Annotated in this window: 20 protein-coding genes; 17 read left to right on the top strand and 3 right to left on the bottom strand. The window is 57.8% G+C overall.

Annotation, left to right across the window (positions count from 1 at the left end; genetic code table 11):
* Window positions 1-3: 3 nt before the first annotated feature.
* From BM388_RS11250 to BM388_RS11190, 15 genes are all read left to right on the top strand, one after another.
* On the top strand, window positions 4-663 hold the full coding sequence (locus BM388_RS11250; protein WP_089850176.1) for a formyltransferase family protein: 660 nt from the start codon (window positions 4-6) through the stop codon (window positions 661-663).
* Window positions 650-1702, top strand: a complete 1053-nt coding sequence (gene pseI, locus BM388_RS11245; RefSeq protein ID WP_089850174.1) for a pseudaminic acid synthase — start codon at window positions 650-652, stop codon at window positions 1700-1702. The genes BM388_RS11250 and pseI overlap by 14 nt, the downstream gene beginning before the upstream one ends.
* On the top strand, window positions 1692-2606 hold the full coding sequence (locus BM388_RS17600) for a hypothetical protein (RefSeq protein ID WP_139233930.1): 915 nt from the start codon (window positions 1692-1694) through the stop codon (window positions 2604-2606). Before pseI ends, BM388_RS17600 begins: the two co-directional genes overlap by 11 nt.
* Window positions 2581-3702 carry a hypothetical protein gene (locus tag BM388_RS17595; protein WP_139233929.1) on the top strand — a complete coding sequence of 374 codons (1122 nt, stop codon included), beginning with the start codon at window positions 2581-2583 and terminating at the stop codon, window positions 3700-3702. Before BM388_RS17600 ends, BM388_RS17595 begins: the two co-directional genes overlap by 26 nt.
* Window positions 3689-4816, top strand: coding sequence for a GDP-mannose 4,6-dehydratase (gene gmd / locus BM388_RS11240; RefSeq protein WP_089850173.1), 1128 nt, complete (start codon window positions 3689-3691; stop codon window positions 4814-4816). Before BM388_RS17595 ends, gmd begins: the two co-directional genes overlap by 14 nt.
* Before the next feature lie 2 nt (window positions 4817-4818).
* Window positions 4819-5793, top strand: a complete 975-nt coding sequence (gene fcl / locus BM388_RS11235; protein WP_089850171.1) for a GDP-L-fucose synthase — start codon at window positions 4819-4821, stop codon at window positions 5791-5793.
* Window positions 5794-5798: 5 nt separating this feature from the next.
* On the top strand, window positions 5799-6287 hold the full coding sequence (locus BM388_RS11230; protein WP_089850217.1) for a GDP-mannose mannosyl hydrolase: 489 nt from the start codon (window positions 5799-5801) through the stop codon (window positions 6285-6287).
* A 20-nt stretch (window positions 6288-6307) separates the two neighbouring features.
* A complete protein-coding gene (locus tag BM388_RS11225) occupies window positions 6308-7714 on the top strand; it encodes a mannose-1-phosphate guanylyltransferase/mannose-6-phosphate isomerase (RefSeq protein ID WP_089850169.1) in 1407 nt (468 codons plus the stop codon).
* On the top strand, window positions 7714-8499 hold the full coding sequence (locus tag BM388_RS11220; protein WP_217641062.1) for a glycosyltransferase family 2 protein: 786 nt from the start codon (window positions 7714-7716) through the stop codon (window positions 8497-8499). The genes BM388_RS11225 and BM388_RS11220 overlap by 1 nt, the downstream gene beginning before the upstream one ends.
* Entirely contained in the window at window positions 8496-9512 is a 1017-nt protein-coding gene (galE, locus tag BM388_RS11215; protein ID WP_089850166.1) for a UDP-glucose 4-epimerase GalE, read from the top strand. The genes BM388_RS11220 and galE overlap by 4 nt, the downstream gene beginning before the upstream one ends.
* A gap of 172 nt (window positions 9513-9684) precedes the next feature.
* Window positions 9685-10974 carry an exopolysaccharide biosynthesis polyprenyl glycosylphosphotransferase gene (locus BM388_RS11210; protein WP_217641061.1) on the top strand — a complete coding sequence of 430 codons (1290 nt, stop codon included), beginning with the start codon at window positions 9685-9687 and terminating at the stop codon, window positions 10972-10974.
* A 608-nt stretch (window positions 10975-11582) separates the two neighbouring features.
* The gene (locus BM388_RS11205; RefSeq protein ID WP_089850164.1) at window positions 11583-12857 is read left to right on the top strand and encodes an O-antigen ligase family protein; all 1275 of its coding nucleotides are present in this window, start codon (window positions 11583-11585) and stop codon (window positions 12855-12857) included.
* Window positions 12857-13993 carry a glycosyltransferase gene (locus BM388_RS11200; protein WP_175535084.1) on the top strand — a complete coding sequence of 379 codons (1137 nt, stop codon included), beginning with the start codon at window positions 12857-12859 and terminating at the stop codon, window positions 13991-13993. Before BM388_RS11205 ends, BM388_RS11200 begins: the two co-directional genes overlap by 1 nt.
* Window positions 13994-14114: 121 nt before the next feature.
* Window positions 14115-14996, top strand: a complete 882-nt coding sequence (locus BM388_RS11195; RefSeq protein ID WP_089850160.1) for a hypothetical protein — start codon at window positions 14115-14117, stop codon at window positions 14994-14996.
* A 27-nt stretch (window positions 14997-15023) separates the two neighbouring features.
* Window positions 15024-15587 carry a serine O-acetyltransferase gene (locus BM388_RS11190; protein WP_175535083.1) on the top strand — a complete coding sequence of 188 codons (564 nt, stop codon included), beginning with the start codon at window positions 15024-15026 and terminating at the stop codon, window positions 15585-15587.
* Window positions 15588-15631: 44 nt separating this feature from the next.
* Here the strand turns inward: BM388_RS11190 and BM388_RS11185 are convergent, their stop codons facing one another.
* The 3 genes from BM388_RS11185 to BM388_RS11175 form a co-directional block, all read right to left on the bottom strand.
* Entirely contained in the window at window positions 15632-16747 is a 1116-nt protein-coding gene (locus BM388_RS11185) for a glycosyltransferase (protein ID WP_089850156.1), read from the bottom strand.
* A 110-nt stretch (window positions 16748-16857) separates the two neighbouring features.
* Window positions 16858-17574 carry a lipopolysaccharide kinase InaA family protein gene (locus BM388_RS11180; protein ID WP_089850154.1) on the bottom strand — a complete coding sequence of 239 codons (717 nt, stop codon included), beginning with the start codon at window positions 17572-17574 and terminating at the stop codon, window positions 16858-16860.
* A 28-nt stretch (window positions 17575-17602) separates the two neighbouring features.
* Window positions 17603-18811, bottom strand: a complete 1209-nt coding sequence (locus BM388_RS11175; RefSeq protein ID WP_245781530.1) for a glycosyltransferase — start codon at window positions 18809-18811, stop codon at window positions 17603-17605.
* On the opposite strand from BM388_RS11175, the gene BM388_RS11170 reads away from it, so the two are divergent.
* Complete coding sequence (locus tag BM388_RS11170; RefSeq protein WP_089850150.1) at window positions 18789-19796, top strand: NAD-dependent epimerase; 1008 nt, start codon at window positions 18789-18791, stop codon at window positions 19794-19796. The genes BM388_RS11175 and BM388_RS11170 overlap by 23 nt on opposite strands.
* A gap of 96 nt (window positions 19797-19892) precedes the next feature.
* The gene (locus BM388_RS11165; protein ID WP_089850148.1) at window positions 19893-21236 is read left to right on the top strand and encodes a UDP-glucose dehydrogenase family protein; all 1344 of its coding nucleotides are present in this window, start codon (window positions 19893-19895) and stop codon (window positions 21234-21236) included.
* Window positions 21237-21250: the final 14 nt, after the last annotated feature.

Genomic DNA, 21250 nt, shown 5'->3' with positions numbered 1-21250 from the left:
CCGATGCAGATCACGCTTCTGTGCACCAGCGCTGAGCATCCCGTCAACGCTTGGTTGGTGCGTTGGCAGGCGCAGCACCAAGACTCACACGACATCGTCCTGTGTCGCGACAAAGACCAACTCCCCGGCGGGGAGGTGTTATTCCTGATCTCCTGCAGCCAGCTCATCGATGCTGCCACCCGGGCGCGCTATCGGCACACCTTGGTCTTGCATGCCAGCGACCTGCCGTATGGCCGCGGTTGGAGCCCGCATGTCTGGGCCCTGCTCGAGGGCGCCGAGGCCATCACGGTCAGCCTGCTCGAGGCCGAGGATGGCGTAGACACCGGGGCCATCTGGGCCAAGCGGACCTTCCCGGTACCGACCCACGCCCTGCATGACGAGATCCATCGCCTGCTGTTCGACACGGAACTGGCGCTGATGGACGAGGCACTGACGCTGATTTTAGCGGGGGCCGAGCCGGTGCCGCAGCCCGAGCATCTCACCCCGACGTACTATCGAAAGCGGACGCCGGCGGATAGCGAGATCGACCCCTCCTTGACCCTGCGTGACCTTTTCCCAACGATTCGCGTCATGGATCCGCAGCGCTATCCGGCATTCTTTCGCCTGCACAGGCATGCCTATACCATCGAACTCAAGAAGGTGTCATCCCATGAAGAAGATTAACATCGACGGCCGCGTGATCGGCCCCGATCAACCCCCTTACATCATCGCCGAGCTCTCCGCTAACCATAACGGCCAGCTTGAAACCGCGCTCAAGATCATCGAGGAAGCCAAGCGCGCCGGTGCCGATGCCATCAAGCTGCAAACCTATCGGCCTGATACCATCACCCTGAACAGCGATTTGCCGGATTTTCAGATCACCAACGGGCTATGGAAAGGACGAACTCTCTACGAACTGTACGAGTGGGCGCACACGCCTTGGGAGTGGCATCAGGCGCTCTTCGAGCATGCCCGTAAGCTCGGCATCACCATCTTCAGCTCGCCGTTCGACACCACCGCCGTCGACCTGCTCGAAGACCTGAACGCCCCGGCCTACAAGATCGCCTCCTTCGAGGCCGTCGACTTGCCATTGATCGAGTACGTCGCCCGCACTGGCAAGCCGATGATCATCTCCACCGGCATGGCCGACGCCGAGGAGATTCAGGAAGCCATCGACGCCGCCCGCGGCGCTGGCTGTGAGCAGCTGGCGATTCTGCACTGCGTCAGTGGTTATCCCGCCCCGCCGGAAGACTACAACCTGCGCACCATCCCCGATATGATCGAGCGGTTCGGGCTGGTGACGGGACTCTCCGATCACACTATCGACAACACCACCGCGATCACCAGTGTCGCGCTGGGGGCCAGCCTGATCGAGAAGCACTTCACACTCGACCGCAACGGCGGCGGCCCCGACGACAGTTTCTCCTTGGAACCTGCCGAACTGGCCGCACTGTGCCGCGACGCCAAGACGGCGTGGCAGGCATTAGGCAAGGTGGATTACGGCAGGAAATCCAGTGAGCAGGGGAATGTGAAGTTTCGACGCTCCCTGTATTTTGTTGAAGATTTAAATGTTGGTGATGTGATAAATCATGATTCTGTTCGAAGTGTTAGGCCTGGTTATGGTATGCCTCCTAAGTTTCTCGAAAAGATTATTGGTAAAAAGGTGAAAAATAATGTTATTAAGCATTCTGTAGTAAAGCGAGAAGATATTGATGAGTGCTAAAGAGCGTCTGAAGGGCTTTTTGTATCGATCCCCTGGTTTCTTTCAACGTGCGGTTGTGTTTTTTGTCCTTTATTTAGAGTCAGGCTTGCAAAGCATTAGATGTCTTTTTTTGCGTTTTAAAGGAATGCAAGAGTTGGATGTTCTGTCTTATAAAAATAAAGACCTACCGCGACGGTGCCACATCTTGGGGTCTGGGTGGAGTCTAAATTACTCATACTCAACGATAGATCTTGATAATGATTTTGTTATAGGGTTCAATTTTTCTTATCTTAAGTGTAACCATCCTGATCTTCATTTTGTAGAAAATGCATCAGGGAAAAATGAGTTTTTCGCGGAGAATATGGTTCTCCTGTACTACGGCCTGTGCCGGCATAGAGTTTTTGATAACTCATTAGTGGTATTTAAGAACTTGTCTGAGATGAAGAATGACCTCAGGTTGATATCTGGGCTTTATTCAAAAAAAGCAGTGTATGTAAAGGATAAGCACTACAGGGTTTTGAGTGAAAAATGCCTGAGGTATTGTGTAGATAATATGACGAGGGATAATGGAGTTCTGCCTCAGGCTTATAGTAGTGCTGTTGGTCTGATTTTTCTAGCTTTCCACATGGGATTTGAAGAAATTGTCATACATGGCTTAGATTTTGGTGGCCCCCATTTTTATGGCAGTGATCTGATTGAGGCAATAGCTTCATTTGATAATCAAGCCCCCCCGAAAAAAGATGAGTGTACAGAGCATCAGCAGCATAAAACTAGTCGCTCTTCTGGTGGTGTTAGTATGCAGGATATGTTGGTTTTGATTAAGGAAGATTTTGAAAATAAAGGCGTAAAACTTTATTCGACTAGTCCGTCGCCGTCTTCAAGTATATTGGGTTATTCTAATGAATTTGAGTTCTTCAGCCATTAATGGGAAACGGCCATTAATAAGGCCTTTTCGACTTGTTTTTTTATCGATTGTTGTTTTCTTTGTTTTGCATCCAGTTGTTTACTATGCTGAACCAGCTCTTCACTATACTGGCGAAGTTACTTGGCTTGTTTTTCTGCGCTCGTTTCTTGCATGCATGATTGTTCTGGTGGCGGTATTTACTATCGCACGTTTCAACTTTCTCTCTGTTTTCTTGTTATTTGCTTTCTTTGTTTTTATGTTGGTTTTCTCTTTCCCTCGAATTATGTTGGGCGGAGGTAGGGATTTTTTAACTGTTTTTCTTCCATCTTTGTTTTTGATTGTTGGTTATCGATATAGCTGGACTGGTTTCCGGCGTTTTTTTTATTTTGCCTCGTTGGTTAATTGCTTTTTCATTCTTCTTGATTTTTTTTGGCTAGATGGATTTTTTTCAAAATTTGATTACGGGCAGTATTATAGGCCGTTCGGCATATTTGTTAATCCAAATATATCTGGCGTTGCAGCTTCGTTGTTTCTTTATATTGCTCTGAGCGACTCTAAGTTTCGTTATGCGCTGCTTGCTCTTCTGTGTATCTTTGTTACGGGGTCGAAAACTGCTTACGTACTGTCCGTTATTGCATTAGTTTTATTTGTTTTTTGTGGTCGCTCTTTACGTGGAAGTATTTTCTTCTTTTTGGTTTTAGTGATTTTTTTTGTTTTGCTTTTTTTTGGCATTACTTTGTTGGGTGACTGGTCTGGGGGAGGGGGGGGCAATGTTCGTACTTTGGATCTGGAAAGTATGTTCATAAGGCTTTCTATGTATGAAGAATTGTTGTTAGATATCGGTTTATTTAATTACCACGATTCTTTGTATTCGATCGATAATGGTTTTTTTTCTAAAGTTTTGTACGGAGGTGTTTTTTTTGCGTCTGTCTGGTATTTTTTTTATTTGCTTTGTTTTTATTGCGCGAAGGGTGAGGTGAGAATTTTTTTGTTTCTCTTGCTTGTTGCTTCTATTACGACAAATTTATACTACACATGGCCATTGGGGTATTTTATGTATTTCCTGATGGGTAATTCTTTAGTTGGAATGAGAGTGGGTGGTTATGTTAAATCGTAAGGTTGCTTTGATTACAGGTGTGACCGGGCAGGATGGGTCATATTTGTCTGAGTTGTTGTTAGAAAAAGGATATGAGGTTCATGGTATAAAGCGTCGTGCGTCGTTGTTTAATACCCAGCGGGTGGATCATATTTACCAGGACCCGCATGTCGAGGGCCAGAACTTTGTGTTGCATTATGGGGATCTTTCGGATTCTTCCAACCTGACACGGATCATCCAACAGGTCCAGCCGGACGAGATCTATAATCTGGCGGCGCAGTCCCATGTGGCGGTGAGTTTCGAGTCTCCCGAGTACACTGCCGATGTGGATGCACTCGGTACACTGAGGATTCTTGAGGCGATTCGTCTGTTGGGCTTGGAGAAGAAGACCAAGTTCTATCAGGCTTCTACTTCCGAGCTCTTCGGTGAGGTGCAGGAAACACCGCAACGCGAAACCACGCCGTTTTATCCGCGCTCGCCCTATGCCGCGGCTAAGCTGTATGCCTATTGGATTACCGTGAACTATCGCGAGTCCTACGGCATGTATGCCTGCAACGGTATCCTGTTCAATCATGAGTCGCCACGCCGTGGTGAGACCTTCGTGACTCGCAAGATCACTCGCGGTTTGGCCAACATCGCCCAAGGGCTGGAAGAGTGCCTCTATATTGGCAACATGGATGCGCTGCGCGACTGGGGCCATGCCAAGGATTATGTGCGCATGCAGTGGTTAATGCTTCAGCAGAAAGAAGCCGAGGACTTCGTGATCGCCACCGGCAAGCAGATCTCGGTGCGTGACTTCATCCGGCTGAGCGCCGAGGAACTGGGTATCACGCTGCGTTTCGAGGGCGAGGGAGTCGATGAGGTCGCCATCGTTGAGCGCATCGAGGGTGACAAGGCTCCTGCGCGTGAAGTAGGAGATGTGGTAGTGCGCGTCGATCCTCGCTACTTCCGTCCGGCCGAGGTCGAAACCTTGCTGGGCGATCCTTCAAAGGCCAAGGCCAAGCTGGACTGGGAGCCGGAGATCACCGTGCAGGAGATGTGCGCCGAGATGGTCGCTGAGGATCTCAAGGTGGCCAAGCGGCATGCGCTGCTCATGGAGCATGGTTATGAGATTCCGGTCACGGTGGAGGGCTGAGCATGGCACGCGATCTCGACCAGACCGTCTTCGTGGCAGGCCATCGTGGCATGGTGGGGTCGGCTATCGTGCGCCGGCTAGAAGCAGTGGGTTACCGCAACATTCTTACCGCTGGGCGTGATGAACTGGATCTCACCAATCAGGCCCAGGTACAGGCCTACTTTGAACGCAATGCCATCGATCAGGTCTACCTGGCGGCGGCTAAGGTCGGTGGCATTCAGGCCAACAACAACTATCCCGCGGAATTTATCTACCAGAACTTGATGATCGAGGCGAATCTCATCCACGCCGCCCATCAGGCAGGGGTGAACAAGCTGTTGTTCCTGGGCTCGTCGTGCATCTATCCCAAGCATGCCGAGCAGCCGATGCGCGAGGAGGCACTGCTCACCGGCACCCTGGAGCCCACCAACGAGCCCTACGCCATCGCCAAGATTGCCGGCATCAAACTCTGCGAGAGCTACAACCGACAGTATGGCCGAGACTATCGCAGCGTGATGCCCACCAACCTCTATGGGCCGCACGATAACTTCCACCCCGAGAACTCCCATGTGATCCCGGCACTGCTGAGGCGCTTCCATGAGGCCAAGCGGCAGGGGAATAGCGAGGTGGTGGTGTGGGGCAGCGGCACGCCAATGCGCGAGTTCCTACACGTGGACGACATGGCGGCGGCCAGCGTGCATGTGATGGAACTCGACGAGGAGACCTATGAAGCCAATACCTCACCGGTGCTCTCGCATATCAACGTGGGCACCGGGGTAGATTGCACCATCCGTGAACTGGCAGAGACGGTCAAGAGGGTCACCGAGTTCGAAGGTGCGCTGAGCTTCGATTCTAGCAAGCCCGATGGCACTCCGCGCAAACTTATGGATGTCTCGCGGCTCAAGGCGCTGGGTTGGCAGGCTAGCATCACCTTAGAGGATGGCCTGCAGAACGCCTACCGCTGGTTCCTGGATAACCAGGATCGCTTCCGCGGTTGATCGCCATGTGTGAGACGCCATCGACCGGCCAGGGCTGGCTAAGCGACGATACTTTTCGCCAAGTGGTAGCGAATACCCCCCTGGTCTCGCTGGACTTTGTGGTAACTAACCCCCAGGGAGAGTGGCTGCTGGGCCAGCGGGTCAACCGCCCGGCGCAGGGCTGCTGGTTCGTGCCCGGTGGGCGGGTTCGCAAGAGCGAGACCCTTGAAGCCGCCGCCCAGCGCTTGACCCGGGATGAGCTGGGCCAGGCCAGCGAACTGGCTGACTTGTGCTTCCTAGGTGTTTACCAGCACTTCTACGCTGACAGCACACTCGACCCTGAGCACTCTACCCACTATGTGGTGCTGGCCTATCAGCTGATGCTGGAGCCTGAACTCGAGACCTTGCCACGTCAGCAGCATTGCGGCTATCGCTGGTGGTCGCCACACGCCATCGTTCACGATGAAACAGTGCACGCCAATACGCGTGCCTACTTGCCCGCAGTTCAATCCTGATACCCAAATATGGAGTTCCCATGATCACGCCCGTCATCATGGCCGGAGGCAGTGGCTCGCGGCTATGGCCTCTGTCGCGCCAGTTGCGGCCCAAGCAGTTCCTGCCGCTGACTGGCGAAGGCAGCATGCTGCAGGAGACGCTCAAGCGTCTTGCTCCACTTGAGCATCGCTCAACGTTGTTGATCTGCAACGAGGAGCACCGCTTCCTGGTAGCCGAGCAAGTGCGCCAGCAGGGCATCAACGACGCGCGTATCCTGCTTGAGCCGGAAGGGCGTAACACCGCCCCGGCCATCGCTCTGGCGGCGCTGCAGGCGGCGGAAGAGGATCCCGAGGCGCTGCTGCTGGTGCTGGCCGCCGATCATCTGATTCGCGACGTGGCGCAGTTCCACGAGAGCGTGATTCACGCCCGTCGGCTTGCCGAGCAGGGTCAATTGGTGACCTTTGGTGTGGTGCCCACTCATGCCGAGACTGGCTACGGCTATATCCAGCGAGGCGAGGAGCAGGGCGACGTTGGCTTTCGGGTCAAGCGCTTCGTCGAAAAGCCCGACAGGGTCACCGCTCAAGACTACCTGGTCACCGGCGACTACTACTGGAACAGCGGCATGTTCCTATTTTCAGCCAAGCGCTATCTGGAGGAACTCGAGCGCTTCCAGCCGGCCATGGTCAAGGCCTGCCGCGCGGCGCTGGCCGGGGCCAGTGAGGATCTCGACTTCTCGCGGCTTGATGCCGAGGCGTTCAAGGCCTGTCCGGCCGAGTCCGTCGACTATGCGGTAATGGAGCGTACTGAATATGCCAGCGTGGTGCCGCTGGACGCCGGCTGGAGCGATATCGGCTCTTGGTCGGCATTGTGGGAGGTCAGCGCGCGCGATTCCGAGGGCAATGCTTGCCATGGTGACGTGATGCTCCACGACAGCCATAACCTGCTGGTGCATGCTGACCATCGCCTGGTGGCCACGGTAGGCGTTGAGGATCTGGTGGTGGTAGAGACCAAGGACGCTGTGTTGGTGGCTTGCAAGGACCGGGTGCAAGAGGTCAAGCAGATCGTTGCCCGGCTCAAGGCGGAAAAACGTAGCGAGCAAGAAAGCCACCGTGAGGTCTATCGCCCCTGGGGCGTCTACGACAGCATCGATCACGGCGAGCGCTATCAGGTTAAGTGCATCACCGTGAATCCCGGCGCCAAGCTCTCGGTGCAGATGCACCACCACCGAGCCGAGCACTGGGTGGTGGTCTCCGGTACGGCCAAGGTCACCATCGGCGAGGATACCCGCCTTGTCACCGAGAACGAGTCGATCTATATCCCCATCGGTCAGGTTCATGCCCTGGAAAACCCCGGCAAGATTCCTCTGGAGCTGATCGAGGTGCAATCGGGGGCCTACCTGGGCGAGGACGATATCGTGCGTTTCAACGACCGCTATGGGCGCTGCTGATGAGTGAGCCGCTGAAGATCTCCGTGATCACTGCCTGCTACAACAGCCAGGCGACCATCGGCGAGGCCATCGCCTCCCTCAAGCAACAACGCTGGCCGCATATCGAGCATGTGGTGATCGACGGGGCCTCGAAGGATGGTACCGTGGCCGTCGCCCGGCAGACCCTAGGGGAGGGCGATGTGCTGGTCTCCGAACCGGACCGGGGTATCTACGATGCCCTCAATAAGGGCATCGAGCGGGCCAGTGGTGAGGTGCTGGGGTTCCTGCACTCCGATGACCTCTTCGCCCAAGACGAGGTTCTGGCCAAGGTCGCCGCCTATTTCGAGGATCCCAAGGTGGGCGCGGTCTACGGCGATCTGCAGTATGTGGATGCGGCCGACACAAACCGAGTAATCCGCCATTGGACGTCCGGCGCCTTCAGCCATGGCAAACTCAAGCGTGGCTGGATGCCGCCGCACCCGACTTTCTTCATGCGTCGTGAGCTCTACCGGGAGCTGGGTGGCTTCGACCTGGACTACCGGATCGCCGGCGATTACGACGCGCTGCTGCGTTATCTCTCCAGCGAGAAGGTCAAGGTCGCCTATCTGCCCGAGGTGCTGGTCAAGATGCGCGTGGGCGGCGCCAGCAATGGCAGCCTCAAGCAGATCCTGCGAAAGTCGCGGGAGGACGTTGCTGCGATGCGCAACAACGGTATCAATCCCTTAGTGGCACTGCCGTATAAGAACCTCTCCAAGCTACCGCAGTTCTTGGCCAAGAGCAAAAGCAAGACGAAGGAAACAGGATGAGTATTCTTGTCACCGGCGGCGCCGGCTATATCGGCTCGCACACCGTGGTGCAGCTGTTGGAAGAGGGCCACGAGGTGGTGGTGTTGGATAACCTTTGCAATGGCTCCCGCGAGGCTTTGCATCGTGTGGAGACGATCTTCGGCAAGGCGGTTGGCTTCATTGAGGGCGACGTGCGCGATCGCGCGCTGCTCGATCGGCTGTTCGCTGGGCATGCCATTGAGGCGGTGATCCATTTCGCTGGCCTCAAGGCGGTGGGCGAGAGCGTGGAACAGCCGCTGGCCTACTACGACGCTAACGTTCACGGCTCGCTGGTGCTGTGCCAGGCTATGGCCGCTGCGGGGGTCTACAAGCTTGTGTTCAGCTCCTCGGCTACGGTCTACGGCCCGGATGCACCGGTGCCCTATATGGAGACAATGCCGCGGGGGAGCACCTCCAACCCTTACGGCAGCTCTAAGGCGATGGTGGAGCAGCTGCTCACTGACCTGTGCCGCGCCGATGCGCGCTGGTCCGTGGCGCTGTTGCGCTACTTCAATCCCATCGGCGCCCATCCCTCCGGGCAGATCGGTGAGGACCCTCAGGGTATACCCAATAACCTGATGCCATTCATCGCTCAGGTGGCGGTGGGGCGACGCCCGGAGCTTGCGATCTTCGGTGACGACTACCCCACCGAGGACGGCACCTGCGTACGCGACTATCTGCACGTGATGGACCTAGCAGATGGACACGTCGCCTCGCTTGCAAGCCTCGAGGAGTCCGGCGTGCATATCTACAACTTGGGCACTGGGCAGGGTGTCTCGGTTCTGGAGATGGTCACCACCTTCGAGAGGGTGAGCGGCCAGCGGGTGCCGTATCGCATCGACCCGCGACGCGAGGGTGACCTCGCTGCCTTCTGGGCCGACGCCTCCAAGGCTGAGCGCGAACTGGGCTGGCGGGCTGAGCGCGGGTTAGAGGCCATGCTGCGCGATACTTGGCATTGGCAGAGAAATAACCCTGCAGGCTATCAGCAGAGCTAAATTCGGATGAGCAGCGGTTCTTTGAAGCTTGATACTGCCCATTATCGATACCTCGGACAGCAGAACATGCAGCGTGCAGGGCACGGATTGCGCCATGTGGCTCAAACCGTGCGCGGCAAGGGCCGACAAGGACGAGGGGCTGATGTAAGATGCAGCCGGACGCGGAGAGTTGATGGAAGGCATGGATGTGACATACCCGTATGAACGTCGCCACTCTAGATGGTATGAGCAATTTCTGCTGGGACTGCCCTTTCAGCTGCTGGTAGGGCTATCGCTGGTGATTGCTCTTCCGTCGCTTGAGCGGTGGGGATGGGGCTTCTGGCAGGTGCTGCCGGATCACCGCGTCAATACTATCGTGGCTATCGGCGTGGCGTTCGTGACTATCGTACTGTGTCTGCGCCGCTTCACGCGCTTTCCCGGTGTTCAGGTTGCGGCCTACATAGCGCCTACCGTCAGTCTGGCCTTTCTCGTGGTGGTTGCCATTCTCTTCTTCGCGAGGGAAGAGTATACGCGCCAGGTGCTGTTTACGGGCTATCTGGCCTCACTGATCTGGTTTTTTGCTGGCTACTTCATCGGAAGGCGTTATCGGCGTTTGAAGATTGCGGTGGTGCCGGCAGGTCAGGCGTTGAAGTTACAACCCTCGCCGCGTGTCGAGTTACGTCATCTAAGTTCACCAGAACCGGATGGCACGCGTTACGATGCCATCGTGGCCGATCTGCGCAGTGAAAGCCTGGGTGCAGAGTGGGAAAAGTTTTTGGCGGAGTGCACCCTGTGTCGTATTCCCGTATATCACGTTCGCCAGATGCAGGAGTCGATCAGCGGCCGTGTGCGAATCGATCATCTCTCGGAGAACGAGTTCGGCTCGTTGTTGCCGTCGGCCATATACGCAAGATTCAAGAGAGTCTTTGATATCGTAGGGGCATTGCTGTTACTTCCCGCTCTTACCCCAATCATGTTGGTTACTGCTTGGGCAATCAAGAAAGATAGCGCGGGACCAGCGCTGTTTTTGCAGCAGCGGATGGGATATCGCGGTGTGCCCTTCAAAGTGTTTAAGTTTCGCAGCATGTACATCGACCAGCGCGGCAAGGGCTTTACTGATGGCGATGATGATCCACGCATTACGCCTGTCGGAAAAGTGATTCGCAAATATCGCCTGGATGAGCTTCCCCAGTTATTCAATGTGCTGAAAGGCGAGATGAGCTTCATTGGGCCCCGTCCAGAGTCGATGGAGTTGTCGGAATGGTACGAGCGCGATGTCCCCTTCTTCAGGTATCGCCATGTGGTCAGACCGGGCATCTCCGGCTGGGCTCAGGTCGAGCAGGGCTATGCGGCGGAAGTGGATGGCATGATCACCAAGCTGCAGTATGATTTTTTCTACATCAAACACTTCTCGCTGTGGTTGGATATCCTTATCGCTTTCAAGACGTTAAGGACGATTTTCACCGGGTATGGTTCCCGGTGATGATCCCAGTTGATTAATGGCGCTTGAAAAAGCCATCATCTTTCAGGCCTTTGAAAGAGGCTGTAAGGAGATTCTCTACAACAGCATCGGTAATCGCCTCCTATCTTGGTGGGCATCGGTCGACTGGATCGCGGAGCATCCATGGTTGAGTGGGGCAAGAGGGGCGTAACTTGGTGACGGCTGAGACGCAGCGGTCGTGGTATTTTGATAAGAGTCTGCTTTTATCGTAAAATTAATGCGATATGGTTGTCGGTATGATCTAAAGACCCGGCTATGTGCCGGGTCTTTGGGTTACGGCTGAAGTGCCCCCTCCAGAGCTGCACAGGTGATAGTGCAGCCATCAGCTGGGCTGGGTGCGCAACGTCAACTCCATCAAACGATGGGCCGTCACAAGCTAGGTCGCCGGGGCCGTGGATGTCTCGAAGATTCAGACCAATGCCGTAGGGCAAGACCGGCGTCTTTTGCCTTCAATTCTGATAGCATGCGCCCCCATCTCAATTCCAACTACAGGCGCAGGTGTGAGACACCCCATCCCCTCTCTCGATTCTTCTTGTTTTCCCGCTTGGAAAGCCCCCATAGCACTGTGGTGGGTCGGTTTGGCGGGAGTCATGCTTTTTGCTGCGCTCAGGTTGGTGCTGCCCGAAGCCGGGGAGACGGCCGGAACGCTGATGGCGTTGACGGGGCTTATAGCGGCTCTGGTCTGGGGGAAGGGCGTTCGCTCCTCGGCACCGTTCTGGCTGTTGCTGGGAGCCATCGCCGTGCAGCTGATCAGCTGGGTCGCGGGCTATTTTCACCATCCCGACTGGATGACGGATAACCCTCAGCTCGACCGGTTGGCCAAGTGGTTCCTCTTTATCGGTGTGGCCTGGTGGCTCGGCGGCAGCACTCGGTTGACCCTGTGGGTCTGGGTGCTTGGCGTGGCGGGCTTGCTGACCGCCGTATGGATTTCTGATGACAGCCTTGCCGCCTGGCTGCGAGGGCTTGAGGGTGGGCGAGTCGACTTCGGCATCCGCAACGCTCAGCACACGGCACTGTTCTTTGGCGCGGCGCTGACCGGCCTGCTGTGTTTTTCACAGCGGTGCCTGACGGCTGGCAGGTTGGCATGGCTACGTCGTGCGAGCTGGACGCTTGGGACGGGGATGTGCCTAATCGGGGTAGGCATAACCCAGACGCGGGCCGTATGGCTGGGCATGCTCCCGGTGTTGTTGGTGGCTAGCGCGGCATTAGCGCTGCATCACTTTGCTGGCAGATCGACGACCCGTGTTAAAACATCTGCATGGATAGGCTTTGCCTTAGTGTGCTTCACCGTGGTTTCGGCGGCGTGGGCATTCAAGGGTACTATTGAAAATCGGCTGGAACGTGAAAATGCCATCATTGTTCAGGCCATGGAGGGAGACTGGAAGGAAATACCTTTCAGCAGTATCGGTAATCGTCTGCTTTCCTGGCGGGCATCGGTCGACTGGATCGCGGAGCGTCCCGTAGTGGGGTGGGGTGAGGAGGGTCGTGGTCTGGTCATCGATCACACCGAGTGGTTGCCTCCTCAGACCCGGAACAACTTTGGCCACCTGCATAATACTCTGCTCGAGCTTCAGGTCAGTTACGGCGCTTTGGGGCTGCTCGTGATGTCCGCTCTCGTTGTCTGGGTCGGGATAGGCACATGGAAAGCGTGGCGTGACGGCGCCATGCCGAGTGATATGGCACTGTTCGGCTTGGCATATTTCGTTTACTACATGGTTGTGAATCAGTTCGAGTCATACAGTTTCTTCTGGACGGGGACCTACCTTCAGGCTCTGGTGCTGGGCGGCTTGGTGACACATATCTGGCGCTGGCAGGTGGAAAGTGGCCAGCGCGTCTTTCCTGTCCTCTTCCGAAGGGGTAGCTGATGCGTACCCTGGTGGTGGTTCGTTCGCTGAAGATGGGTGGCATGGAGCGTGTCGCCGTGAACCTGGCCGATGCCTTTGCTGAGGCCGGCCATGAGAGTCATCTGCTCAGCCTGCGCCAGGTTGACAGGCCGCTGGCTCCGGAACACCCGAAAGTGCAGCAGCATAAACTGGCACTGCGCTGGTGGAGTCGGCTGACCGGGTTGGGCCTGGTGCTGGAACTGCTGGCGAGGGTCCTTCTGAATCCCTTGGTAAAGCGCTCTTTGTTCCTCGGTACTGGCATTATGGGGGGCGTGGTGTTTCGGGTATGGCTCAGGGCCTTCGAGCGTCGTCATGGCCGGGTCGATCGTATCGTCTTCCGTGGGGTCGGCACCTTTGAGCTCATCTGGACCTTCCGTGATGAACGGGCGCGTTATGTGTTGGAAAACATCCTGCATGTGGGTGGGTGCGACTGGCGTCGTCGGCTATTTGCGCGTTGCTTGTACCATCGCCGACATCTAGTGACCGTCTCCGATGGCGTCGCCGAGAGCGTGCGAGAGGCCATGCGCGTCTGGCACTTCGAGCCGGCCTCGCTGAACGTCATTCCCAATCCCTGTCCACTTGAGAGCATTCGCCGGCAGATGATCGCGCCCGAGCCTGACCTGCCCAGTGAGCCTTATATCGTCAACGTGGCGCGGCTGGTGCCGGCCAAGGATCAGGCGCTGTTGCTTAAGGCCTATGCGCTTGCGGAGATTACGCTGCCGCTGGTGCTGGTCGGTGACGGTCAGGAACGAGAGCGGCTCGAGGTCCTGTCACAGGAGCTTGGCATCGCCGATCGCGTGATCTTCGCCGGTCAGCGCAGCAATCCCTACCCTTGGATGCACCATGCGCGCCTCTTCGTGCTGAGTTCGCGCTTCGAGGGCATGGGGATCGTGCTATTCGAGGCCATGGCCTGTGGCACACCGGTGCTCAGCGTGGACTGCCCCGGTGGTATTCGCACCATCCTGAAAGGAGAGCTGGAGGAGTGTGTGGTTGCCCATGACGAGGCCAGCCTTGCGGCGGGCATGAGAAGGGCCCTGTCAGGTGATAAGCCGCTGGTGAAAGAGCAGTGGCTGGATGACTTTCGACCGGAAGAGGTGGCGGCGCGGTTTGTACGCTGAGTCAGATTCTGATGGGGCCGTGTGCAACATGCCGGTTAGCAAAAGCGCCGATATCGCTATGACAGCGCGTTATTAGTTTGCTAGCATATTATTTCCTTGCGTAAGAATTGCGTCCATCAGCATGCAGTTTGTATCTGGCTCCGAAAAGCGTGTCCCCATCGCACCTGCCGGTGATCCGGCCTTTGCTCCGCTCTATGACCGGCGAATGTTCTGGCCGGTGCAACGTGCCCGTGCACAAGTCGCACTTCGTGATCGCACGCTGGAACGTGTCGCGCTGCCGCTGGAACGATGGCTTTTTACGCTATGGTCTCGGGGAAGACCCAGTCCTGAGTTGATGGAGCGCCGTGGGCTACCCAGGCGTGCCGTGGAAGAAGCGCTGGAAGATGACCTGGTGCTGCATGTCGATCCCAGAGCATTGATTCGCAGCACCCACTGGCGCGGCTATCCCAAGCGATGTAGACCTTCATCCTCGGCGTTCATTTGGGATGGCGAGTGGGACCAACGGCGTGGCAATCTTCTACGTAGTTCGCGCTATCGTTTCATCAGCGATCTCGATGACCATAGGGATGATCTGCGCAAGACCGAGCGGTTCCGAGAACTGAAGGCGCGACTGAACGCCGGGCAGCCGTGGTCGTCGCACCAGCAGGGTATCCTGCTGGATTCGGAGGACCGTATCCTCACCTACCTGCGCGTGTATCTGAGCTTTCTCGATGACATGGCGGTACGCGGTTTTGATGCCGGACGCGGAAAGGATCAGCTCGGGGTCGCCGTCAGTCGTGAAGGCCGGCTCATCAAGATAAACCGGGGCCTGCATCGACTGGCCATGGCGCAGCGGCTCGGCTTACCCTTGGTGCCGGTGACGGTAAAGGCGGTACATCGAGAGTGGTGGGAGAGCGTCACGCAGGGGGCTTTCGGGCAGGAAGCGCTGGAGCGCGTAAGGGCTGCCTTGGTCGAGTGTCTCCCCGAGACCGAGCCCGGACCGCTGGATCCAGTACTCCCCTGATCCATCATTGCAAAAAGATTGTATTTCTTGGGTGAGCAGGCAAGTTGTAGGAGGACTTCCATTAACCTTCAGCATCTAAAGGGATTGATTCAGGAAGAGACCTTCAAGCCTAAGCAGCGGTGGTCCTGGTGGCGTCTGTGCTATCAGTTGCGCATTGGCAAGCCGGCCACCCAGGTCCTTTCGCGACTTCGGCTTGCGCAGTGGTTACAGCATGTTGGAGCCAGGGGATTGGCCCGGTGGCTATTCAATGGGCTGGCGCTTCGGTTTGGTGTCTATGTGGGGCCCAGAACCACGATCGGAGAGGGGCTGCACTTTCCTCATCCGATATCGGTGGTGATTGGCGATAGACTGGTGCTCGGTGAGCGATGTCGGCTCTACCAGCAGGTGACGTTGGCAGGGGCGCCAAAGGGCCAGGCGCCATTTCCCCGCTTGGGGAATGACGTCGTCGTCTATCCCGGTGCCAAGGTTGTCGGCAAAGGGCGGGTAGGCAACAACGTGATCATCGGCGCCAACGCGCTGGTCAATCAGCCCTTTGGTGATGATGTGGTGCTGGCGGGGGTGCCGGCACGCGTGATCAACACGATGAGGTAGGATCGAAAAGGCTTGTCGATCCGACTGGTCAGAGTAGCGGCAGCTCAGAAGCCAGAATGTCTTTTACAGGGCCCTTCTCCTATTAGTTCATGGTAGGCGGCAGAGACGGTTTCCGGCATGTACGGGGAAATGTGGTTGGGTTCGATGCTGGGAGAGTGATCAATGACGTCGCGTATCGCTTTCCCGAAGGCCTCAGTATCCTCCAGGGGTACAAGACCTCTGGCCAGATCGCCCACCAGGATGTCCCGAGGGCCTGACAGACAGTCGGTGCTGACGACCGGCGTGCCACAGGCCAGCGATTCCAGCAGCACATTGGGAAGCCCCTCGTAGTCCGAAGAGAGCAGGAGCGCGCTTGCTCTCTTCATGTAAGGGTAGGGGTTGTCACGAGACCCCAGTGCCCAGACCCGATCCTGCAAATCCAAGCGAGTCACTTCCTGCTGCAGTCGCTTGCTTTCCCCGTCACCGATCAGTACCAGTGGCAGTTCGATGCCGCTGGCAAGATAGCCTTCCAGCAGACGATCCAGGCGCTTTTGCCGAAAGTTGAGACGACCGACAAACAGGCAGAAGCCGGTATCCTGAAGCGCTGGTTCTGCCACCGACTCTTCCATGAGTTTGTGAATGCGCTCCACCTCAAGCACGTTGGGAATGACTCGTGTCGCATCCGGCTGGCTGCCGATGCGATCGAGCGATTCCAGGTTGGTGCGTGAAAGGGCAATGATGCGCTTGTTGTCATAGAGTCGACGGACCTTGTGGCGTTTGAGTTGCCTTCGCCAGCCTCGCTTGTTAGACAGCAGCTCCTGCCACGGGTCGGATCGCAGGCAGTACCAAGCCTGCTTGGCCAGCGATGAGCGACTGACGACCTGGTGGGCTTGGTGCAGGTTCGAGACCACAAGATCCAATGGCGTCATGTGGCTACTCAGGAAGTCATCTAGCCGCCTGGCATGAATCTTATAGCGATGAAGTTTTTCCCAGCGGGTTGAAGGCGTGAAAGCGACGACATGACACTCAGCCCCTTCCGGGATCGGGAGTCCCACCCGATCCGACAACGAGATCAGTGACACCCTGATATGGCTCTCCAGCAGGGCGCGGGTCAGCTTCAGGACAGAACGGGGCGCTCCGCCGCTGGCCAATTGGTCGATGACAAGGAGTACATGCGGCATGTTGGAAGGTTCCCCGGGTCTGTAGATAGAGCAGTCACATCAGCGCGCTGCCAGGCCATCAGGCGAGGCCATGCCTGGCTTCTCATTGCACGACTTGTTTCTGAACGCTTTTATCCTTTGAAGCTCCCACGATATGACTCATGGAGGCAGCGCTCAGCATAAGCCTCATAGCGATTACCCCTGAGTTTTTTCGCCGTCAACGACCGCTTCAGCGCCGGCCACTGGTCGGCGCGTTTCGTTGGTAACTGGCGCACGTGGGCATCGATCCACAGAATCTCTTCGTGTTCGTCGATCAGCAGGTTGTTGTAGTGCAGGTCGCGGTGCACGTAGCCGGCGTGGGCGAGCCGGGCCACCTCCTGGCAGAAGCGCTCTAGGAAAGCGAGACGCCCCGGCTCGTCCAGTTCGTCGAAGACCTCGCCGCCCGGCCGTGCGTTCTGCACGTGCTCCATCAGCAAGAGCGAGCCGTTGCGGTTGCGGGTATTAAGCGATATCCCCCAGCCGTGGCACTGAGGGGTGGCGAGGCCGGCACGGCGCAGGACCTGCAGGCTGAGATACTCCTTGCGGGCGTCGGACTGGCCCAGGCAGCGTTTCTCGAGGTAGTCCCTCAGTAGCCACTTGAACGGGGCCTGGCGCCTAGCGAACTTGTCCGGCACCACCTTGGCGAGAATCCGCCGATCCTGCGAGACATAGAAACGACTGCTGCCAACGGCCTCGAAGGCCTGGGTGGTGGCGGTACTGACGAGGTTCAGCCGATACGGCAGGCCGGCCGGGTGAAAGACCAGGTAGCGGTGCCGGCCATCATCGAAGGGGAGCTCGAGCAGTTTCACGTCATGTCCTGATGGCGAAGGCCTTTGATCATAGGGCCTCGAACTGGGGCAGTACGCTTTCCTTGAGGAACTGCCGGTAGTGGCGTTCCTCGATCTTCACAGGGGCTTGGTCCATGCGAGCGATCGCATCGGCCAGGCCCTTTTCGTTCTCGGGTGCCACCAGGAAGTCGGCGAGTTCCTGGGTCAGGATCTCCTTCGGGCCGCTGGGGCAGTCCACGCTGATTACCGGCGTGTGCAGAAGCAGGGCCTCGATGAGCACTCTGGGTAGCCCCTCGGCGTCGGAGGTCAGGATCATCGCCTTGGCGTTGGCGATCCAGGGATAGGGGTTGTGATGATAGCCGGCCAGACTCACGCGATCGCTCAGGCCCAGCTCGATGATCTGCTCGCGGATTGCCGCTTCATGCTCGGGTTTGCCCTTACCCATGATCAGGAGTGGCGTGCTGATGCCACTTGCAGCGTAGGCGCGCAGCAGGCGGCCATGGCGCTTTCGGGGTTCCAAGGCGGCGACGCAGAGAAAGAAGTCACCCTCAGGCAGCGCGGCGGGCTCTTCCGCCATCGCCACGAAGGGCTCGCGCTCGTAGGGGTTGTAGATGGGGAGGATTCGCTCGGCCTTTAAGCCCACCACGCGTTCCAGGTTCTCTTTCACGCCCTTTGAGACGGCGATGACCTGCCGGCCGCCGTAGAAGCGGCGTACTTTCGCGAAGGCGCGCTCGCGCTGTCTTGGATCGCTGAACTTGGCCGATACGTCGGACTTCACCCAGAAATACAGATTGGGATGTTTCAGGTGGCGGGTGATCTTGTCGCAGGAGCAGGAGATCACCACGTCGGGTCGCCAGTGTTTCAGGGCGCGGGCGATGCGCGAGGCTTGCCATTTCTCGGTCAGCACCGTGGTGGTGGCCTTGGTAAACGCCGTTACCACACCGAGGTTCTCGATCTCGAGGCCGTCCGGCAGCCGGTGTTCGATGCGCTCGCGAAGCGTGTAAACAATGACATCGTGGCCGCGCTGGCGCAGCTGGTCGGCCGTGTAGAGCAGCGACTTCTGGGCGCCGCCGCCGTACAGATCCTCGATAACGAAGGCGAAACGTTTTGGGGCCATGGGGCTCTCGTGGCTGTAAATCTGCGCAAGGCTATCATAGTGAGCTGGGCAAGTGGCGGGGACGCGGCGTTGGAGTGATTGCGTTACAATTCCGCTCGGCGCCACCCAAGGAATCACCATGAAGCTCTTAATTACCGGCATGGCCGGTTTCATCGGCCATGCCGCGGCCAGGCGATTGGCCGGCCAGGGTCATGAGATCGTCGGCATTGATAACCTCAACGACTACTACGATGTCTCGCTCAAGCGGGCACGTCTCGATGACCTTGCCGACTGCGACGACGTGCGGTTCATCGAGCTGGACCTGGCCGATCGCGAGGGCATGGCGGCACTGTTCGCCAAGCATCGTTTCGATCGGGTGATTCACCTGGCGGCCCAGGCCGGGGTGCGCTACTCGCTGGAGAATCCGCACGTCTACGCCGACAGTAATCTAGTGGGGCATCTGAACGTGCTCGAGGGCTGTCGGCAGGCGGGCGTGGAGCACCTGGTCTATGCATCCTCGAGCTCGGTGTATGGCATGAACGAGAAGGTGCCCTTCGCCACCGGGGACGGCGTGGATCACCCGATCAGTCTCTATGCGGCGACCAAGAAGGCCAACGAGCTGATGGCGCATACCTATGCGCATCTGTATCGGGTGCCGATGACCGGGCTGCGCTTCTTTACGGTCTACGGGCCCTGGGGGCGACCCGACATGGCGATGTTCAAGTTCACCCGCGCGATTCTCGCCGGCGAGCCGATCCAGGTCTACAACCATGGCAACATGGAGCGAGACTTCACCTACATCGACGATATCGTCGAGGGCGTCGTGCGAGTGCTCGATGTCATTCCCCAGGGCGATCCACAGCGGCCGTCCAGTGACTCGGCGCCTGATTCATCCAGTGCGCCCTATGCGCTCTACAACATCGGTCATGGCAGTCCAGTGCCGCTGATGGCCTTCGTTCGGGCGGTCGAAGCCGCGATCGGTCGCGAGGCGATCTGTGATTTTCAGCCGATGCAGCCGGGCGATGTGCCGCGCACCTGGGCCGATACCGAGGCGCTCTACCAGGCGACGGGGTATCGCCCCGAGGTCAGCGTGGAGGAGGGCGTGAGAAAGTTCGTGGCGTGGTACCGCGAGTTCTATGGGGTGTAGTCAGGCGTCCTTTTATCGCCACGAACACGCACTGCCCCCACAACCACAGCTTCCACTGGATAGAACAGAACATCGAGACTGATCAGGAGACAGGGAATGAAGATCACCATTTTTGGCACGGGATACGTGGGCCTGGTCACTGGCACCTGCCTGGCTGACGTCGGGCATGACGTGCTGTGCATGGATGTGGATGCCGACAAGATTGCTCGCCTGGAGGCCGGGGAGATTCCCATCTACGAGCCCGGGCTCGAGAGCATGGTGCAGGCTAACGTATCGGCGGGTCGCCTCTCCTTTACGACCGATTCGGCTGAGGCGGTGGCCTTCGGGACCTTGCAATTCATCGCCGTGGGTACGCCGCCGGATGAAGATGGCAGTGCCGATCTCACGTACGTGCTGGCGGTGGCGGAGACCATCGGCCGTCACATGAACCAGTACAAGGTGATTGTCGATAAGTCGACGGTGCCGGTCGGCACGGCCGATCGCGTGCGCGAGACGGTGAAGAAGACCCTCGAGGCCCGCGGCGAGCGCCTCGATTTTGACGTCTGCTCCAACCCCGAGTTTCTCAAGGAAGGGGCCGCCATCGAGGACTTCACCCACGGTGCGCGGATCGTCGTCGGCACCGAGTCAGAGCGGGTGAAGGGGCTGATGCGCGAGTGCTACGCGCCCTACATCCGTCAGCAGGAAAAGCTGATGTTCATGGACGTGCGGGCCGCCGAGCTGACCAAGTACGCCGCCAACGCGATGCTGGCGACCAAGATCAGCTTCATGAACGAGATCGCGAATCTGGCCGAGCGGTTGGGTGCCGACGTGGAACAGGTGCGCCGCGGGATCGGTTCCGATCCGCGTATCGGCTATCAGTTCATCTATCCGGGCTGCGGCTATGGCGGTTCCTGTTTCCCCAAGGACGTGCAGGCCCTGGCGCGCACGGCGGCCGACGTGGACTATCGGGCGGAGCTGCTCACTGCCGTTGAGTCGGTGAACCAGCGCCAGAAGCAGACGCTGTTCGCCAAGCTCCGTCAGGCCTTCGATGGCGACTTGGCCGGCAAGACCATCGCGCTGTGGGGCCTTTCCTTCAAGCCGAATACCGATGACATGCGCGATGCCCCGAGTCGCACCCTGATGGAGGCGCTGTGGGACGCCGGTGCCCGTGTGCAGGCTTACGACCCGGAGGCGATGCGGGAGTGCCGCCGGATCTACGGCGAGCGTGACGACCTGGTGCTGGTGGGCGATCGTATCCAGGCGGTGAAAGGGGCAGATGCCCTGGTGATCTGCACCGAGTGGAAGGAGTTTCGCACCCTGGACTTCGCCTGGCTGAAGCAGCAGCTGGCCACACCGGTGGTGGTCGATGGGCGCAACCTCTTCGAGCCCGACGCGGTGAAGGCGGCCGGTTTGCTCTACTTCGCCGTGGGAAGAGGCCATTCGCTGCGCCATACTGAGTGACTCTACGAATGACG

This window comes from Halomonas saccharevitans (assembly GCF_900116405.1).
Classification (GTDB): Bacteria; Pseudomonadota; Gammaproteobacteria; order Pseudomonadales; family Halomonadaceae; genus Halomonas; species Halomonas saccharevitans.
The sequence above is the reverse complement of the archived record's forward strand: the minus strand, read 5'-3'. Positions and strand labels throughout refer to the sequence as shown.

Bases quoted from the DNA above. Each gene is read 5' to 3' on its own strand.
- BM388_RS11250 (WP_089850176.1), top strand. From the start codon at position 4: ATGCAGATCACGCTTCTGTGCACCAGCGCTGAGCATCCCGTCAACGCT.
- pseI (WP_089850174.1), top strand. From the start codon at position 650: ATGAAGAAGATTAACATCGACGGCCGCGTGATCGGCCCCGATCAACCC.
- BM388_RS17600 (WP_139233930.1), top strand. From the start codon at position 1,692: ATGAGTGCTAAAGAGCGTCTGAAGGGCTTTTTGTATCGATCCCCTGGT.
- BM388_RS17595 (WP_139233929.1), top strand. From the start codon at position 2,581: ATGAATTTGAGTTCTTCAGCCATTAATGGGAAACGGCCATTAATAAGG.
- gmd (WP_089850173.1), top strand. From the start codon at position 3,689: ATGTTAAATCGTAAGGTTGCTTTGATTACAGGTGTGACCGGGCAGGAT.
- fcl (WP_089850171.1), top strand. From the start codon at position 4,819: ATGGCACGCGATCTCGACCAGACCGTCTTCGTGGCAGGCCATCGTGGC.
- BM388_RS11230 (WP_089850217.1), top strand. From the start codon at position 5,799: ATGTGTGAGACGCCATCGACCGGCCAGGGCTGGCTAAGCGACGATACT.
- BM388_RS11225 (WP_089850169.1), top strand. From the start codon at position 6,308: ATGATCACGCCCGTCATCATGGCCGGAGGCAGTGGCTCGCGGCTATGG.
- BM388_RS11220 (WP_217641062.1), top strand. From the start codon at position 7,714: ATGAGTGAGCCGCTGAAGATCTCCGTGATCACTGCCTGCTACAACAGC.
- galE (WP_089850166.1), top strand. From the start codon at position 8,496: ATGAGTATTCTTGTCACCGGCGGCGCCGGCTATATCGGCTCGCACACC.
- BM388_RS11210 (WP_217641061.1), top strand. From the start codon at position 9,685: ATGGAAGGCATGGATGTGACATACCCGTATGAACGTCGCCACTCTAGA.
- BM388_RS11205 (WP_089850164.1), top strand. From the start codon at position 11,583: ATGCTTTTTGCTGCGCTCAGGTTGGTGCTGCCCGAAGCCGGGGAGACG.
- BM388_RS11200 (WP_175535084.1), top strand. From the start codon at position 12,857: ATGCGTACCCTGGTGGTGGTTCGTTCGCTGAAGATGGGTGGCATGGAG.
- BM388_RS11195 (WP_089850160.1), top strand. From the start codon at position 14,115: ATGCAGTTTGTATCTGGCTCCGAAAAGCGTGTCCCCATCGCACCTGCC.
- BM388_RS11185 (WP_089850156.1), bottom strand. From the start codon at position 16,747: ATGCCGCATGTACTCCTTGTCATCGACCAATTGGCCAGCGGCGGAGCG.
- BM388_RS11170 (WP_089850150.1), top strand. From the start codon at position 18,789: ATGAAGCTCTTAATTACCGGCATGGCCGGTTTCATCGGCCATGCCGCG.
- BM388_RS11175 (WP_245781530.1), bottom strand. From the start codon at position 18,811: ATGCCGGTAATTAAGAGCTTCATGGTGATTCCTTGGGTGGCGCCGAGC.
- BM388_RS11165 (WP_089850148.1), top strand. From the start codon at position 19,893: ATGAAGATCACCATTTTTGGCACGGGATACGTGGGCCTGGTCACTGGC.